This window comes from Turneriella parva DSM 21527, from assembly GCF_000266885.1.
Classification (GTDB): Bacteria; Spirochaetota; Leptospiria; order Turneriellales; family Turneriellaceae; genus Turneriella; species Turneriella parva.
The window spans coordinates 2,684,324-2,701,252 of record NC_018020.1 but is presented as its reverse complement, the minus strand read 5'-3'; the positions used below and the strand labels follow the sequence as shown (position 1 = coordinate 2,701,252).

The 16,929-nt window shown below is 54.7% G+C and carries 17 protein-coding genes; 9 read left to right on the top strand and 8 right to left on the bottom strand.

The window, feature by feature from the left end; genetic code table 11:
• The first annotated feature begins 6 nt into the window (after positions 1 to 6).
• Genes nusA through rbfA form a run of 3 tightly spaced genes read left to right on the top strand, consistent with a single transcriptional unit; the run spans position 7 to position 4,263 of the window.
• Positions 7 to 1,410 carry a transcription termination factor NusA gene (gene nusA / locus TURPA_RS13005; RefSeq protein WP_014803768.1) on the top strand — a complete coding sequence of 468 codons (1,404 nt, stop codon included), beginning with the start codon at positions 7 to 9 and terminating at the stop codon, positions 1,408 to 1,410.
• 33 nt (positions 1,411 to 1,443) lie between these two features.
• Positions 1,444 to 3,657, top strand: coding sequence for a translation initiation factor IF-2 (infB, locus tag TURPA_RS13000; protein ID WP_014803767.1), 2,214 nt, complete (start codon positions 1,444 to 1,446; stop codon positions 3,655 to 3,657).
• 54 nt (positions 3,658 to 3,711) lie between these two features.
• The gene (gene rbfA, locus TURPA_RS21940) at positions 3,712 to 4,263 is read left to right on the top strand and encodes a 30S ribosome-binding factor RbfA (RefSeq protein ID WP_014803766.1); all 552 of its coding nucleotides are present in this window, start codon (positions 3,712 to 3,714) and stop codon (positions 4,261 to 4,263) included.
• Here the strand turns inward: rbfA and TURPA_RS12990 are convergent.
• Positions 4,255 to 4,947, bottom strand: a complete 693-nt coding sequence (locus tag TURPA_RS12990) for an SDR family NAD(P)-dependent oxidoreductase (protein WP_014803765.1) — start codon at positions 4,945 to 4,947, stop codon at positions 4,255 to 4,257. The two genes, rbfA and TURPA_RS12990, sit on opposite strands and share 9 nt — an antisense overlap.
• 224 nt (positions 4,948 to 5,171) lie before the next feature.
• On the opposite strand from TURPA_RS12990, the gene TURPA_RS12985 reads away from it, so the two are divergent.
• Positions 5,172 to 5,705 carry a hypothetical protein gene (locus TURPA_RS12985; RefSeq protein ID WP_014803764.1) on the top strand — a complete coding sequence of 178 codons (534 nt, stop codon included), beginning with the start codon at positions 5,172 to 5,174 and terminating at the stop codon, positions 5,703 to 5,705.
• 30 nt (positions 5,706 to 5,735) lie between these two features.
• Entirely contained in the window at positions 5,736 to 6,770 is a 1,035-nt protein-coding gene (locus TURPA_RS12980; protein ID WP_014803763.1) for a serine/threonine protein kinase, read from the top strand.
• 25 nt (positions 6,771 to 6,795) lie between these two features.
• Here TURPA_RS12980 and TURPA_RS21935 read toward each other — a convergent pair whose 3' ends face one another.
• Positions 6,796 to 7,254: a truncated hemoglobin family protein gene (locus tag TURPA_RS21935; protein WP_014803762.1), complete on the bottom strand. Its 459-nt coding sequence runs from the start codon at positions 7,252 to 7,254 to the stop codon at positions 6,796 to 6,798.
• 83 nt (positions 7,255 to 7,337) lie between these two features.
• Between TURPA_RS21935 and TURPA_RS12965 the strand changes: the two genes are divergently transcribed.
• Together TURPA_RS12965 and TURPA_RS12960 are read left to right on the top strand one after the other, a co-directional pair.
• Entirely contained in the window at positions 7,338 to 8,216 is an 879-nt protein-coding gene (locus TURPA_RS12965; protein ID WP_014803761.1) for a sterol desaturase family protein, read from the top strand.
• Positions 8,217 to 8,224: 8 nt separating this feature from the next.
• Positions 8,225 to 9,247 (top strand): hypothetical protein, encoded by a 1,023-nt coding sequence (locus TURPA_RS12960; RefSeq protein WP_157210494.1) that lies wholly within the window; start codon positions 8,225 to 8,227, stop codon positions 9,245 to 9,247.
• A gap of 3 nt (positions 9,248 to 9,250) precedes the next feature.
• Here TURPA_RS12960 and TURPA_RS21930 read toward each other — a convergent pair whose 3' ends face one another.
• From TURPA_RS21930 to secG, 6 genes are all read right to left on the bottom strand, one after another.
• Positions 9,251 to 9,916: an energy transducer TonB gene (locus TURPA_RS21930; RefSeq protein WP_014803759.1), complete on the bottom strand. Its 666-nt coding sequence runs from the start codon at positions 9,914 to 9,916 to the stop codon at positions 9,251 to 9,253.
• A gap of 89 nt (positions 9,917 to 10,005) precedes the next feature.
• Positions 10,006 to 12,252 carry a TonB-dependent receptor family protein gene (locus TURPA_RS12950; protein ID WP_014803758.1) on the bottom strand — a complete coding sequence of 749 codons (2,247 nt, stop codon included), beginning with the start codon at positions 12,250 to 12,252 and terminating at the stop codon, positions 10,006 to 10,008.
• A 250-nt stretch (positions 12,253 to 12,502) separates the two neighbouring features.
• Positions 12,503 to 13,090 (bottom strand): cytochrome b/b6 domain-containing protein, encoded by a 588-nt coding sequence (locus tag TURPA_RS12945; RefSeq protein WP_014803757.1) that lies wholly within the window; start codon positions 13,088 to 13,090, stop codon positions 12,503 to 12,505.
• Positions 13,091 to 13,269: 179 nt separating this feature from the next.
• Complete coding sequence (locus TURPA_RS12940) at positions 13,270 to 13,731, bottom strand: hypothetical protein (protein WP_014803756.1); 462 nt, start codon at positions 13,729 to 13,731, stop codon at positions 13,270 to 13,272.
• A gap of 71 nt (positions 13,732 to 13,802) precedes the next feature.
• Positions 13,803 to 14,759: a class II fructose-bisphosphatase gene (gene glpX, locus TURPA_RS12935; protein ID WP_014803755.1), complete on the bottom strand. Its 957-nt coding sequence runs from the start codon at positions 14,757 to 14,759 to the stop codon at positions 13,803 to 13,805.
• A gap of 5 nt (positions 14,760 to 14,764) precedes the next feature.
• Positions 14,765 to 15,157, bottom strand: coding sequence for a preprotein translocase subunit SecG (gene secG, locus TURPA_RS12930; RefSeq protein WP_014803754.1), 393 nt, complete (start codon positions 15,155 to 15,157; stop codon positions 14,765 to 14,767).
• A gap of 137 nt (positions 15,158 to 15,294) precedes the next feature.
• On the opposite strand from secG, the gene TURPA_RS12925 reads away from it, so the two are divergent.
• Positions 15,295 to 15,723: an OsmC family protein gene (locus TURPA_RS12925; protein ID WP_014803753.1), complete on the top strand. Its 429-nt coding sequence runs from the start codon at positions 15,295 to 15,297 to the stop codon at positions 15,721 to 15,723.
• 11 nt (positions 15,724 to 15,734) lie between these two features.
• Positions 15,735 to 16,922 (top strand): trans-sulfuration enzyme family protein, encoded by a 1,188-nt coding sequence (locus TURPA_RS12920; protein ID WP_014803752.1) that lies wholly within the window; start codon positions 15,735 to 15,737, stop codon positions 16,920 to 16,922.
• The last annotated feature ends 7 nt before the right edge of the window (positions 16,923 to 16,929 follow it).

The following is a 16,929-nucleotide window of genomic DNA, read 5'->3' as shown; positions in this document are numbered from 1 at the left end:
GAGAAAATGGCAAGAGCAAAAAAAGTCGTCGCGGAAAAAAGACGTTCATTCTTTGAAGATATTCAGCAGGTTACCGCCGACAAGGGCTTTGACAGACAAGAAATACTCGAAGTTGTTGAGGCGGGCCTCATCGCAGCGTATAAACGTAAATACCGCACGACTGAAAACGTCAGCATCGTCATGGACAAAGAAAAAGACGACGTGTACGTCGTCGCGCGCCGTGTCGTTGTCGATAACGTTGTTTTGCCTGGTATGCAGATTCATATCGACGATGCGCGCAAGGTGAAGCCCGACGTACAGATCGGCGAAGAACTCGACATCGTCGAATATCCGCTTGAATTCGGTCGCATAGCTGCGCAGACGGCGATGCAGATCGTTTCGCAGCGCCTGCGCCAGCTCGAACAGAACAAGGTTCGCGAAGCGTATGAAGACAAGATCGGCGAAATCATGAACGGTTATATTTTGCGCAAACGCGGCGATACGGTTTATGTCGACCTGGGCAAAGTTGAAGCGATTATGCCGGTAAAGCACCAGATTCCCAAAGAGCGTTACCGGGTTGAAGACAAGATCAAAGTTCTGCTGCATTCTATAGAACAAGACAAAGGTGGCGGCCCGCTGCGCGTCATCGTTTCGCGCGCCGACCGCATGTTCGTGCAGAAATTATTTGAGAAAGAAGTCCCCGAAATTTTTGAGAAAATCGTCATCATCAAGACGATTGGCCGAATTCCCGGCGAACGTTCAAAAGTCGTCGTGACTTCAGAACGTTCAAACGTCGACCCTGTCGGCGCCTGCGTCGGTGTGCGCGGCGTGCGCATTCAGGCAATTGTGCGCGAGCTCGGCACCGAGCGCATTGACATCGTCGAATATGCCAATGACCCGCGTGAATTTATCACCAACGCGCTCACCCCGGCTCAGCCCAGCCTAGTGAAGGTCGACCCGACATCGCACGAAGCGCTCGCTGTGGTACCCGACAAAGATCTCGCAATCGCGATTGGCCGCGAAGGCACGAACGTGAAGATCGCATCGTACGTGACTGGCTACAAGATCGATGTCAAATCTGAATCGCAGTTCTCTGCAGAAATGGCTTCGCCCGAAGCGCGCAAGCGTCTCGATGAAATCTTCGAAGTCGCCGCACCGGTTGAAGAAGTCGAAGAAGAAACCGGCACTCCGCTCACAGCGCTGCCGGGTCTCGCACCGCGAATTATCCGCATACTTCAGGATAACAACATTCGCTACATCGAAGACCTGGTTTCGATGGGCGAAGAAGACCTGATACAGATCGAAGGTATGGGACGCGCAACAGCAAAGCGCATCATGGAAATTATTTCTGAGAACGTCGAGTTCGAAGAAGGTGAAGAAGAGGTAGAAACCACAGAAGGGCAAGAACTTGACGCTGAGCCAAAGGCTTGATTCACGTCTATTGACCTATAGTGGAAAGCGCGCATGGCAGAAAAAATTAAACTAACGCCCAAGAAGATTGTTCTCAAAGGCAATTCTTCAAAAGACTCAATCGCGGGCAAAATCAGCGCGCAAAAGGTACAACAAGACCAGAAGCGCGAAGAAGAACGCAAGGTTCAGCCCGAGCAGCCGCAGGTTGCCGCGCAAAAGCCTGCAGCGACCTCAGCCCCGGCCACCGCCGCACCGAAACGCCCGGCCGAGCGCGTGCCACCAAAACCCCGAACCGTGTTCGTACAAGACGAGCGGCAGCCCAAGACCGAGGCAGAAGAACGCGAAGTCAAGAAAGGCCCGAATGTTAAACCCGGCGCAGACAAGAAGAAATCGAACCTGCGCGAAGACATTCTGAAAAAAGAAGAGCATAAAAAATTCTTTATTGGCCAGAAATCGCGCGAACGTGGTCGCCCCGAAGCCACGCAGGCGACTTCGTCTGTACCATCGCGCATCAAAATTACCGAATTTGTTCAGGTTGGCGAGCTGGCGAAAAAGCTCAACGTGCGCGCGCCTGAAATTATCGCAAAACTGATGCAAATGGGCGTTATGGCGACCATCACGCAGTCGATCGATGCCGAGACGGCGACCCTGCTTTCTGCCGAATATGGCTGCACGGTCGAAGTAATTTCACTCTACGAAGAAACACTGATACAAGAAGAAAGCGATGAGGCTGCAGATCTCGTGCAGCGCCCACCGGTGGTCACGATCATGGGCCACGTTGACCACGGTAAGACCAAACTTCTCGACGCGCTGCGAGAAACCGATGTCGTCGCGACTGAAGCCGGCGGTATCACGCAGCACATCGGTGCGTACCAGGTCACGCGTCCGAAAGGGAAAATCACCTTTTTGGATACACCGGGTCACGCAGCCTTCTCAGCGATGCGCGCACGCGGTGCACAGGTTACCGACATTGTCGTACTGGTTGTCGCAGCCGACGACGGCGTCATGCCACAGACCGAAGAAGCAATTTCACACGCGAAAGACGCCAAAGTGCCGATTATCGTCGCTGTAAACAAGATCGATAAACCTTCAGCAAACATTGATCGCATAAAGCAAGACCTGGCGAAATTTGAAATTCTCTCTGAAGACTGGGGTGGCACAACTCCCTTCGTGCCTATTTCAGCATTGCAGAAGTTGAACCTCGACAAACTCGAAGATGCGATTCTCGCGCAGGCCGAAGTCATGGAAGTCACGGCCAACCCGAAGAAACGGGCAACCGGCACGGTCGTCGAAGCCAAACTCGATCAGGGTCGCGGCCCCGTGGCGACGATACTCGTGCGTAACGGCACGCTCAAAATCGGCGACGCATTTGTGGTAGGCCTTGAAGGCGGCAAAATTCGGGCGATGTATAATGACCGCGGCCAGTCTGTCAAAGAAGCAGGCCCTGCAACGCCTGTTGAAATTCTGGGTCTTTCAGGTGTGCCGAATTCGGGTGACATTCTGAACGTGATGGCAACCGAACGCGAAGCGCGTGAGATTGCCGACAAGCGCCAAGAACTCGCACGCCACCAGCAGGCGCAGCAGGTTAAGAAAGTTAAACTTGAAAACTTCAACGAGACGATCGAAGAAGGCAAAGTCAAAGAATACAAGGTCATCATTAAAGGCGACGTTCGTGGCTCTGTCGAAGCACTTACCTCTTCACTCGAAAAACTCTCGAGCGACGAAGTACGCGTGCGCGTGATCATGGGTTCAACCGGCGAAATCAGCGAGAGCGATGTGATGCTCGCTTCGGCAGCGAAAGCGACAATCATCACTTTCAATGCCCGAGCGAACGCGAAGGTTCGCGATGTTGCTTCGAAAGAAGGCGTCGAGATCAAGAACTACAGCATCATCTACCAGGCGATCGACGACATGAAACTCGCCATCGCCGGCCTGCTTTCGCCCGATATTTCAGAGCGTGTCACCGGTGAAGCCGAGGTTCGCCAGGTATTCAAGATTTCTGGCATGGGCACCGTGGCGGGCTGTTCGGTCAGATCAGGATTTCTAAAGCGCGCAAATGCAATTCGTGTGATACGCGACGGCTCGGTCGTGCTGACAGGGTCGCTGAAATCGCTCAAACGCTTTCAAGATGACGTCAGCGAAGTCAAAGAAGGCTTCGAATGCGGTATACTGATCGATAATTTCAACGATCTGAAAGTCGGCGACATCATCGAAGGTTTTGAGAAAGTCGAAACGCAGAGAACGTTTGAAGAAATCGGCAACAAGTAATTGCCAGCTCGGCAGCGCATTGCGCTGCCGAATTGGCAAGCACACAAATAAGCCATGAACGACATTAAGCGCCTACGCCTGCAAAACCAGATTTTTCGCCTGGTCGCAACTTACTATCAGAAAATGAGCCGTGGTCAGGATGACCAAGGGTTGGCGCTCGACACGAGGTCGATCGACGCGGCAACCACAGGCCACGATGGCCAGAGTCTGACGCTGGACACGCCTGCGGTGCGACAAGGCGAAGCCGAGTCACCGCTACGGAGCACAGTCGAACCGATGTCTGTCGAGGCGGCAGACCGAAAAGAGACCAGCACCCCAACCAATCCGTTTCAACACGCCGACACAACTTCGTTCACACGGCAGGTCAAAGACTACTGCACCTTCACGCGCTGCGAGCTATCACCCGACGGGTCGTTTGCGAAAATCTTCGTGAGCATCTGGGGCGATGAAAAAGACCAGCAGCAGACGATGAAAGCGATTAAGCGACTGGTGCCGGGCATGCGTTCAAGCATTGCCAAGAACATACGCATGCGCGTGATACCACAGCTGGCTTTTGTGCAAGACCATTCGTTCGAAAAGGGCGATCAGGTTGCGCGCCTAATCTGAGCCAGTCACCCCGGGTTTCTTATAGTAGCGCCGCGCCGCAATTGCCTTGAACACGAAGGGCAACGACGAAAGCAGACGCACCATCACGACCATCGGCGTCGCAACGAAGCCTACATGCACAGTGGACGTCACAACTCCAGTACCCTGCAAATCGAGTGTCAGGCACTCCATAAAGCGCGACAGGCCGGCCTTGGGAGAAACATAGCCAGCGGCATCGGGCAGCGCGCCAAAACCCGCGAGAGAACTGATCGCGACAACATGCCCCCTGCCCCGCGCGATCATCGCCGGGAGAAGCGCCGTGATGGTAGCAATCGCTCCCATAAAATTCGTCTGCAACGCTGGTTCAACGGCCCGCCATGACCAGGAGGGCTCTCTGCCAATGCCCACCCCGGCATTCGCAATCACTAGATCGATGCCGCCAAATCTTTTGTCCAGCCGGGCGAGCTTCAGATCCAGGCCTTTTGTCTGACTGACATCGAGTTTCACGGCGGTTGCACTAGCCCCGGTGCTGCGGATTTCCATAGCTATACGCCTAAGCTCCCCAATGCGCCTTGCCGCCAGTACCACGTGAATGCCTTGCACTGCAAGGCGGCGCGCGAGGGCTTCACCGATGCCACTCGACGCGCCGGTGATTATGGCCGTGCGCCAAGGATGGCGAACAGCCTGTGGATTTTGCGGGTGCATACCGTGAGGTGTTGCTTGCGACCCGGCGGTCAAGCAGATTGGTCAGGGTACTGGGCTGATTGCGGCTGCCCCAAATTCACAACGCAATGCGACAGAAATATAATAAAAAACTGTGCACCGCATTAAAGGCAGAGTAAGTGGTCTTTAGAATGCGAATACGAGCCCGAAAGCAGCAGGTCTTGCCAGCGGCGCCGGCGCCAATCGCGTTGCCGCTTCGTTGGCTTATGATCTCCTCACTTTTTTTATTGTTTGCTGCATGCGGTAAGAAACCCGAACCAACACCGCAGGGCTGGCTGGTCAATGGCCAACCGGTTACGTCGGCGCAAAACATAGTTCTTTCGGCGGGCAGCTCGCTTTATCTGCCAGAAAGGTTTACGGTTGAAGCGGCGGCAGATACCGTTGTGCGCGTCACCGAGCCGAAGCCGGGCATGTTTCATATACATTTACTCTATGGCACCGCAATGCTGCAGCAGAACGACGCCGCAACGGTTGTAACGGCTCAAGTTGACGCCCGAATCTTAAGACTTCGCTCTGCGCGGTTTTTGCTGCAGAAGAAAGCCGCCGGCACGAAATTATTTGTGCTCGATGGTGCGCTCGATCTTGAGACTGCCGGCAACAAGACAGAGCTCGCCGCTCAGGGCGAGAATTATTCTGAGTTTAGCCCGACTGGCGCTAAGTATTCAAAGGCCGCCGCGCGTGATGCGGTGAAATACTTTCCCGAATTTGTCAATTTTCGCCGGCTTGTCGCCGCGCGCTGATGACAGCACCTGCACTCGCCGCCGGGGCCCATGCAACAGAAGCGCGAAACGGATTATTTTTACCAGCTGACCCCTGACGAAATAATCGACGCAGTCATCAAACTCGGGCTTGAACCTTCGGGCCATATCTCACAGCTGAACAGTATGGAGAACCGCGTGTTCGACCTGCGCCTTGAATCGGGCAAGCACATCGTCACGAAATTCTACCGCCCTGGCCGCTGGAGCCGCGAGCAGATTCTCGAGGAGCATGCGTTCTTGTTTGAACTCGCTGAAGACGAGATACCGGCGCTGGCGCCGCTGAAGTTCGATGGGCAAAGCCTCTTCGAAGAGCAGGGAATTTACTTTGCAATCTGGCCGAGAACCGGTGGCCGTGAACCTGAAGAGCTGTCAGAAATAGATCTGCAGATTTTAGGCCGACTGCTCGCGCGGGTACACAATGTCGGCGCGTCGGCGAAATCTGAAAGCTGCAGACCTGCTTTCAATTCTGACCGCTTCGTGCGCGAGCCTCTCGAAGTTTTGCGCGAGAAACATTTTCTGAAAGACAACCATGCGCTCGAATACGCAGAACTCGCCGAGCGTATCGCGCACCACTACGACGTGCACCACGAAGAGCTGCCGCTGCTGCGCATTCACGGCGACCTGCACAAGGGCAATATACTGAACGGCAGCGAAGGCTGGTTTCTGCTCGACTTCGACGACTCACTCGTTGGCCCGGCGGTGCAAGATGTCTGGATGCTTTTTCCCGGCGATGAAAACCTGAATGCGCATGCGCGATCGGTATTTCTCGCGGCTTATCGCGAGTTTCGCCACTTCGAAGAGCGGTGGCTCGCGCTCGCTGAGACCCTGCGCGCGATGCGAATTATTCACTATTCAGGTTGGATAGCCCGCCGCTACGACGACCCTTCGTTCACCTCGGCTTTTCCCGATTTTGCCAGCGACAGCTACTGGCAAGAAGAGATCGGCATTCTGCGCGATATCTGTGCGTCGATGGGTGACAGCTACCCGATTGCCGACACGGGCGAAGCCCTCAGCAATAAAGATTTCTTTTTTGATTACGAAGATTAGATTCCCGCATGCGCGGGAATGACCGTTAAGGCCGGGGGCTTCGCGAAGTAACCCCGAGGTGCAGAAAGTATGCGGTGTGGGTGAAAAAGTCTATCATACGAGACTTTGAATCGGCATCGATTTCGGTTACTGCGTCCAATGCGTTCTGCATGTGGTAAACCCAACGTTCAGTCGCTTTGAGTGACATATTGAATTTGAGATGGCGCATGATGAGCGCCGGGTGGCCCTTGCGCTCAGAATAGAGCGGTGGCCCGCCGAGTCGCTGCATGAAAAATTCCATCTGGTTCTGAATCGCCTCTTCGATTGTGCTGTTTTTGAAGATGTTGCGAAACCACTGCTCTGTATCATTGAACACACGATTGTAGAATTCGTGGCTGAGTTTCTTGAATGTTTCTGGCCCAAGCCGCTCGTAGAGGTTCACTGCGTCGATTCTGAGCGCGCGGTCGCGGCCGATGCCGGTCAATCGTTCAATTTCAGAATCCATAGGGTGCCAGACTTTTTTCTCTCTTTACGCCATCAATAAACCTGGCGGCGGGTCTTGCAGCGCCCCGACGAAGATGCGCTGCTATGCCCTGGCAACAGACAGCAGTCTTAACTCTCTTAACGGTCAATGCTCTCGTGCTCGGCGAGTGGCTGCTTTCGCTCGCATTGCGCCAGCGCGTCTACAGCCTGACAGGCACGCTCACGAACGTCGCCGACTATACAATCTACCTCATCATAGCCGCGATCTACGGGTATACAGAATACCTGCTGATCGTCTGGCTACAGCTCGAGTTTGCGGTGGTCAGGCTCAGGCCCACAGGGTGGTACTGGCTGCTGCTGTTTCTGGCCGACGACTTCTGCTTCTACTGGTTTCATCTCCTCAGCCATAAGCTCGGCATTTTGTGGATGTCTCACGTCGTGCACCATTCGTCGAATGAGTTTAATTTATCCGTGGGCCTCAGGCAAACCTGGCTGCCCTTTTTGGGTATGGTCTTCTGGTTGCCGCTCGCCTTTGCCGGCTTTGCTCCCGCGCATATTTTGGCGGTTCAGGCTGCGTCGCTGACCTACCAGTTTCTGATGCACACCCAGTTGTTGAATCTGCCGCGTGCCTTCGGACTCATATTCAACACGCCTTCACACCACCGGGTACACCACGGCATGAACCCCGAATATCTCGATAAGAACTTCGCCGGCGTGCTGATTATCTGGGACAAGCTGTTTGGTACTTTTGCAGCCGAAAAGACCGCTGTTGATTTCGGCATTCATGACCCCGCGCCGCGCGGTGAGATCGTAGCTGTTCAGCTTTGGGGGCCATGGCAATTTCTGCGTGGCCTCGCGCGCCGGCCGGCTTCTCCAAGACCGTATTCAGCACAGAGAACATCCGCATTGATTGCGGTCATTCTTCTGTTTGCGGCGCTGGCGCTGTTTGTGTTGGCGATTCTAAAGCCAAGGTGGTTTCTATGAATTGTTGTTTGAAGCTTCGCACAGGTATCGCCCTGTGCATTTTGTTCACGGGCGCAGGCTGCACGAACCCGGTGCGACAGCTCGAACGCAAGACCATTCTGCGGCGCATGTGGTCGCTCGCAAGTTTTGCGGGCACGTACACTGAGACAGGTGTCGCTGCAAAACCGCAGACCACACAGATTAGCTGGCGTGCTGAACCGGCTGCGGTTATGACCAAAGCGACGCAGACGGGTGACACGTTGCAGTATGCGAAGGGCACACTTTCGACGTATTTTCCAAAGACTGCATTCGGTATACGCTACCGCAACCTGCGAGAGCTCACGGCGGCTGAACAGATGCAATGGCTCGAACGCGAATATGACTGGCATGTGGCACTCTATGACATCAACCAGATCGATGATAGTTTAGTCGCCGGGCAAAAGACAACCGGCGTCAGGTATTTTCCGAATTCAGACTTTGCCAAATCGCCTTTTAGCTTCGAATGGCGCGCGGCAGTACAGGCCGATTATGCGTTTGCGTTAGAAACTGCGATGTACAACAAAGAAGGCTCAGAAAAGTACCGCATCCGTTTTGACCGCGTGGAGTTTCAAAAACCGCTCAGCGACAGCGACTTTGTCTTTCGGTATCCCGCAGGCACGACGATCGCCGAATACGATTTTGCCGACAAACCTGTATCACCATCAGCGGCGAAAGCGGCAGCGAATTTCAACTTTCGCCTGCCGCAAGAAAGCGAGATTTTCAGGCTCAGCAAAATTGTTCGCGCAAAAGGGATAATCCCCGCCTTTACCGCGTATTACGAGCAGCTGCCTTACCAGACGTATTACACGCAGGTCAGGGATTATGGCCTGAAGCTCGTGCCCGAACGGGGCCTGGTGATCGAAGGCAAAAAACGCGAGCGAACAGGCGCACGTAAATACCGCGTCAATTTCTCCGGTGCGTTTCGTTCGGTTTGGTTTCTAGAGGGCGGGGTCTACCACACCATCGTCACGTCGATGCCGCTCAGCGAAGTGCTCGAGTGGCTCGACGCCTGAGGCCTATCGACCCTGGCGCGAAATACCAAAACTGATAGGGGCGCGAAATACCATGCGGTTGTCACCCCGGTGGCGCAGAATCTGCGCGTACTCAGCCGGCGGCGCGGGAAAAGGCTGGGCGCGCCTGACGATATCAAGAGCGGTTTCATCAAGCAATGAGACGCCGCTGCTGTTTTCGAGCGCGAGCTGCATCACATTACCCGCCGCGTCGAGAACCATGCGCACTACCGGCTGCCCCTCTTGGCCTAATTGCCGGGCGCGCTGAGGGTAATAGCGCTGCCTCTCAATTTTTGCCGCGAGCTGCATTTCATAACTGACTTTGAGCGCCCGCTGCTCGCCGGTAAGGTCGATTTCAGCGTTACCAGACCGCTTTGCCGAACTCTGCGCTGCATTTTTGCGCACTGTGGCGTTTGGGGTAATAACCGTGTGTTTTTTCTCGAGCTGAACGCTGTAGAGCACTACGGGCTTATCGGCCGGGTTTTCTTCAACAAGTGCCGGCGCTATGGCCAGCGCCAATACAGGCATAGTGTGGATTGCGAGCGATATGACAAATGCTCCGCTGAAGCGGGGCTTAGCGGCAAGTACCGGGGCCACCGGCGCACTTTTTTCGTCGCCTGCGGCTGCAGGGAAAGGGAAGTAACGGAATAGTGCAGCGGCAGCCCGTGACATCGTTGGCTTAGACTGAAAATCATTCTCAGTCTGTCAAGCCTTTCACCACACCGGCAGGCGGGCAAAAGGCCCGCACGCCGGTGACTTTGTCAAAATTTTACCGTTACGCCAGCCTGAAACAGGCGAGGCGTGCCGGGCAGAATGCCGCGGGTACGGTCGGCAATATACATCTTGTCGGTCAGGTTCTTCGCCGTAAAGAACAGCGTTGCCCCCCACGGCTCATACGTATAGTTTATCGCGGCATTGTAGATAGCATATTCAGGAATTCGCCCTGCTTGCCCGTTCGCCGTGGGTGTTTCTGTATTGAGCTCATCGGCAAGCATTGCGCCAACGAAGACCTGCTCAATGCGCATATCGAGCCCGATCGGGTGCGAATAGCCAACGCTCGTCGTGATGCTGTGCTCAGGGGTATAAGGCAGGCGATTGCCCGAAACCGAAGTCGTGCCGCTGAAGCGGGTTCCCTCAAAGCGGGCGGTGGGCAGCCACGTGTACGCTGTGATCAGGTAAAAATTATGCTTCATTTTAAGCAATTCGCCGGTGGCAAGCTTAAGGTCAAATTCACCACCCTGCTGCAGCGTCTTGCCGCCATTGGTGAGAGTTGCGCCGGCACCACCGGCCACGCTCGCAGCGACAATCTGGTTTGAAAAATCCATGCGAAAGTACGTCGCTTCTGCTGAGATGCCCTGGATAATTTTTGTTCTCACCCCTGCCTCGTAGTTGACGCTGCGCTCTGGAGACAGCTCAACCGAAAGACCCGTTGTGTTGTTGATAATATCTTCAACTCTCGGCGGCGAAAAACCCTTATGGACTCCGGCGAAAAATGTCGTTCGGTCAATGGGGTTAAAGTTGAGGCCGACGCCGGGAATAACTTCGGTCAGATTGGTGTTCCCCTGCACACCCTGGCCACCGTTTTCGACCGTCTGTATCTGCCGGTTAGTGCGCGCGAGGCGTATATGCTCTACGCGTACACCAGGTGTTACACTGACGTCTTTATACTTGAATATGTGATCGACGAAACCCGAATAGGCATCGGTGAGGCGCAGGTTATTCTCGACCAAACCGCCGTTCGTTGAAGTGCCCGCGGTTCGCGAAAGCGGAAAGTCACCGTTCATTTGTTTGCGGTCCTGAATTTCGTAGTGAGCGCGCAGACCAACGTTGAACTCTTGCTTTTCGCCCAGCAGATTATAGCTGCTTTTCAGGCGCGGTTCTACGCCATAGGTGTAATAGTTGCGTAGACGACCTTCGTTTCCGCAAGTGGTGTTTAGGTTTGCCATACCACCGCAATTCACTGCGTCAGCCGAATCATTTGGCCTTTGGCCAGAGTTGCTCGATTGCCGCCACCAGTCGCGAGTGAAATAGGCACCGTAAAGCGAGGTGACAAGCTCGGTTGCGGGGGTAATCTGCCAGGCATGTTGCACTGAGCCCCCGAGTCTTTTTGCTGTCATCTGATCATTCTTGAATGGATTCTGCCTAGCGTCTTGTTCAAACTCTGACTGCGTCAGACCAGAATAAGTAACCCGTGAATCTTCAGTGTAGACATTCGCCTTGGTGGTGAGTGTATGTTTATCACCGGCGAGCAATACATTCTTTAGGTTGAGATCATTGATGGTGCTGAACGTGTTGTCGCGGGCACCCTGCCCTTGTTTTCGTGTGTAGTCGACCTGAAAGCCAGCGTTACCCCAAAAACCACCGTAACTCAGGTGGCCATTGAAATAAGATCGATTGCCCCCCGTGAGTGTAATCTTTCCGCCTGGGTCTTTGGGTGGGTTGGGAGTTATGTAATTCACGACACCGCCGACTGTTTGCGGCCCGAATCGCAGCTGCCCCGCCCCTTTCAGCACCTCAATGCGCTCAAAGCGTTCGAGTGGCGGGTGGTAATACGATGCATTATCGCCATAGGGAGCATAGCTCAGAGGTATGCCATCTTCGAGCAGCAGAACTTTTGTCGATCGCGTCGGATTTAACCCGCGAATGCCAATGTTGGGGCGCAGCGAAAAGCCCTCCTCATCGCGCACATTCAGACCGCTCACTTTGCGAAGAGCCTCAGTCGTCGTGAATACGCGTGCGGATTCGAGATCCTTCTTTTCGATCACCTGACCTGACCCCGGAATATTCGCCAGATTCTCTTCTTCGCCGATGACCTTGACGGCGGGCAGAGTCTTGACTGTGGTCGCGCTGGCCTTGGTTGCCTCTGGCGCTGGTAAAGTCGCAGGCGCTGCAGGCAGATTCGCCGCTGGCTCAGCAGCAGTTTTTGCGGCCGCCCTGGCCGGTTTCGCCTGCGCAATCAGCGCACCCGGCAACATGCCCACGAGGACAATAATTAGAATCTTTCTCATTCTCATCTCCACTGAAATTGATATTGATAACAATTATCAATTATAAATTACTGAACAGGCTGAAAAGTCTTTTTCTTGTAGAGAACATTAGGGCTGCGCGGCATGTCGCCATATTCGAAATTTTAGAGCCATCGCAGAACGACGAAATTCGGGAAAAGCGGGCCTCATCCCGTTCATAGAGCGATTTGCGCTTCGAAAATCGCGGAACCTTTCCTGAAATTCGTCGTTTTGGGACCTTCCGCGCCGCCCCTCAGCTGCCGCGAATCATACGGGAAATGAGGCCAGCCGAGCGGCTTTTATACTCGGCAGCGATGACCCCCAGCAAGTGCAGCGGCACGAAAAGCAGCATGCCCCAAAGCGCGAGCTCGTGAGATTCTTCGACGAGCGATACCACGCTTTTCGGCAACTGCAGCGAAGCGCTGAACACCATCGTGAGGCCCGTGAGGCTCAAAAACGCGGCAAAGGCATAAAATACGCCGTAACCAACACGCTGCATGCGCCGCTCGTTTGCAGCGAAACGTTCGTTGCTGCGGCTCGCCGAACCGCGCAAGCGCAGTACCAGACGCCACACCAGCAAGGCCGCGAGCGCAAAACCGAAATAGACGTGCCAATCCCACATGCGGTCGCGCATCGCTTTGGCAATTTCGTCGGCGACGGCTTTGGTCACGGGGGTGCCCGCCGCTGCCGTCTTTTCTTGTATCAGAGAGGAGTTCGTGCGATACGCTAAAAACGTCTTACGCAAGAGCACCGTCAGCAGAATTGCTGAAATCGCAACGAAGTTGAGCCAGTGCCAGATTCTGAGGCCCTTCGGGTATTCGTGATTTTGGGTCGATGCCATGGTTGATCAACCGATCAAAAGATGCTGCGTAAAACGGAAAATTCCGGGGTGTCTAAAAGTCGCCGCTCAGACGAAAACGCTGCATTTGCCTGCGGCAAATACACGCGAATCGGCCCATTCGGGCCGGTTTCCGTCTGAGCGCCGCGCCTGTTCAGCGCGGTGCGCGACTTTTAGACACCCTACCACACGGCGATTGACCGCAACTCGACCGGTTTACCACAGAAGGTGAATAGATCCCCCTGCTGTTCGAGCCGCTCAGAAAAATACGGCGCAACACCTGCGGGTACGTTGGCATAACAACCCAGACGATCATAATAGATGTATGGCGATTCGTCGTCGCTGTTTAGCACGACACGCAGCTCATCGAGCGGCACGGCGTCGAGACTGTCGAAAATCAGCGTATCGCCGTCGATGCGAAACACAGACAGCAGCGGCCCCTCGACGGTGATGTAACCCTTCTCAGCAAACTGCCTGAAAGTCTGGTAGATGTAGACACCCTTCGCATCACGAAACAGGTTCTGCTTAAAATGCGAAATTACCTTGAAGTTGATGATTTCTTTCGCGCCGGTGAACCAGCGTCCATCGCGGGCCACGCGAATATTCGTGAATTCTTCGCGCGCGGTTTCGTGCCCTGATTGCATAAGCGAAAACAAGTATGCGCGCCTCAGCGCGCATACTTGTTTTCGCAATTCAACCGACGCGCAAGCGTCGGTTAAAGATATTTCGGCTTGTAATCAAAATGATGGTGTGACTTGATCCAGCGGATCGTGCGTGATTTTGCGCGCATCACGATCGATTCGGTCACAGCACCTTTGGGATTAAAGCGCACTCCGCGCAGCATTTCGCCGTCGGTGACACCGGTCGCGCAGAAAAGTACGCTGTCGCCCGCTGCGAGTTCTTCCATAGTGAAAACTTTGTCGGGGTCAGAAATACCCATTTTGATGGCGCGTTGACGCTCTTCGTCATTGCGAAACTTGAGTTGCCCCAAGAAGTCGCCGCCCATGCATTTTAACGCAGCGGCAGAGAGTACGCCTTCGGGTGCACCACCGGTACCGAGCAGAATATCTACCGGCGAGTCATCCATACAGGTTGCGATCGCGCCTGACACGTCGCCGTCGCCGATGAGTTTAATGCGGCAGCCCACTTCACGCACCTGCTGAATGAGTTCGTTATGGCGCGGGCGGTCGAGAATACACACCGTGACGTCTTCGAGGTATTTGTCGAGCGCTTTCGCCAGGCGCTTTAGCGTCAGCGGAATCGGGTCGGTAATATCGAGCGCACCTTTCGCCGCCGGGCCTACCGCGAGCTTATTCATGTAGGTATCGGGTGCGTGCAGAAAGCAGCCTTTTTCGGCCACGGCAATCACGGTCGTGGCATTATACCCACCCTTTGCCGTGATCGTGGTGCCTTCGAGCGGGTCCAGAGCGATGTCGACAGATGTACCACCGGCACCGACCTCTTCGCCAATGTAGAGCATGGGCGCTTCGTCACGTTCGCCTTCGCCGATAACGATTTTGCCGGCTACGAGAACTGAATCAAAGGCTTTGCGCATCGCGTCGACGGCTGCCTGGTCGGCGATCTTCTCGTCGCCCTTACCCATCTGCCGGGCCGCTGCAAGCGCCGCTGCTTCGGTTACGCGTACGAATTCGAGGGCTAAGTTACGGTCCATTTTAGTCACTTGGGTGCGGGTGCCGCTGCCGCGGGTTGAGGTGCCTTGGCTGCAGGTGCCGGGGTAGCGCCATTTGCAGGCGCAGCTTTGGGGTCTGCCGCCGGGGCCGGCGTAACCACAGGTGCAATTTCTTTATTGAGCTGCTCAGCCGCCGCCTGGGTGGTGCGGCTTGATGATTTGAGGGCGGCGAGGCCGAGGCAAATCAGCAGAAAAACTGCGGCAAAACCACCGGTTATCTTGGTGAGCGCATCGGCCGAACCCGCACCGAAAGCCGTCTGAGCACCAGAGGCGAACATGCCGCCCGCGGCACGGTTTGACTGCAGCAGAATGATGATAATCATCAGAATTGACACGACGATCAGCAAAACGGTCAAAATCGTCGAAAGTATATCTACCATACGATCAAAATAAGTCGCTGAGACATGGCGTCGAGTAGAAACAAACTGAATGGGCGGGGTACGATTGTGCCGATGCGATTTCCCACCTCGTCACATAACTCTTCTTTTCTACCTATCTCCGCATCGCTTTAAGGCGCATGTCCGCGACGAAAATTACCCTCACGCGAATAGGCGAGCCGTTTCACTTTGAGGCCAAAAACGCGGCCGGCAACACCGTGCAGATCGACGCAGGGCCGGCAATCGGCGGCACGGGCAAAGGCGCACGACCGATGGAACTTCTGCTCATGGGCCTCGCCGGCTGCTCGGGCATCGACGTCGTCACGATTCTGCAAAAACAGCGGCAAACGGTAGAGGCCATGAGCGTCGAAGTCGTCGGCGAACGCGGCGAATCGCAAGAGGCAAACCCGTTCACGAATATCGTCGTCAGATTCAGTCTCGCCGGGCAAATTGAAGATCACTTTCTCAAAAGGGCGATTGAGCTTTCGATGGATAAATACTGTTCTGTCGCCAAAACCCTTGAAAAAACGGCGACGATTTCGTATGAATATGCGTTAAACGCACAATAAGGCCGAAACTCATGCAAAACTCTGGTAACCCTTATCGCGAAGAAACAAACTCGATTCGCGAGCAAACGCCGCGAAGCGCAGAGCGCGAGCATTCGGCGCCGATCTTCATGACATCGAGTTTTGTGTTCGAATCGGCCGAACAGGCGCGCGCGATGTTTGCCGAAGAAATACCCGGCAATATCTATACGCGCTTTTCAAACCCCAACACCGATGAGTTCGTGCGCAAGATGGCAGCGCTCGAGCACCTTGAAGACGGCTTCGCAACAGCTTCGGGTATGTCGGCAATCTTCACGAGCATGGCTGCGCTTTTGAAAAGTGGCGACCATGTGGTGTGTGCGCGGTCGGTGTTTGGTTCGACCCACCAGATTCTCACGCAGATTTTTCCGCGCTGGGGCATTGAATTTACCTACGTCGACATCGCCGACCAGTACAACTGGGCCAAGGCGTTCAAACCCAACACCAAAATGCTGTTTCTCGAGACGCCATCGAACCCGGCGCTCGACATCATCGATCTTGAACATGTCGGCAAAATCTGTAAACAGGCGAACGTCTTGCTGAATGTTGACAACTGTTTCTGTACGCCCGTGTTACAGAAGCCCGCAGACTTCGGCGCCGACATCGTGATACACTCAGCGACCAAATACATCGACGGCCAGGGCCGCGCGCTCGGTGGTGTTATACTCGCGCGTAAAGATCTGATGAAAGAAATTCGATTTTTCGCGCGGCACACAGGGCCAGCTCTCTCGCCTTTCAATGCATGGCTCTTCAGTAAGAGCCTCGAAACTCTTGAAATCAGAATGCTGAGGCATTCAGAGAATGCACTCCGCATCGCCGAGAAGCTGCAGGGTCACGCCGAGCTCGAGAAAGTGATTTACCCGTTTTTGCCCGACCACCCGGGTTATGCGCTTGCCAAGAAACAGATGACGCACGGCGGCGGCATCGTGACGCTGATTGTCAAAGGCGGTATCGACCGCGGCAGAAAATTCTTAGACAGTCTGCAGATGCTTTCGCACACTGCGAATCTCGGCGACACGCGTACTATTGCAACACACCCGGCCTCGACGACGCATTCAAAACTCAGCGACGCAGAACGTGCCGCAGTGGGCATTCTGCCCGGCATGGTGCGTATCTCGGTCGGCATTGAAAACGCCGATGACGTCATGGCTGATATTGAACAGGCACTCAAAGCCTCTGCATAATTCGCCC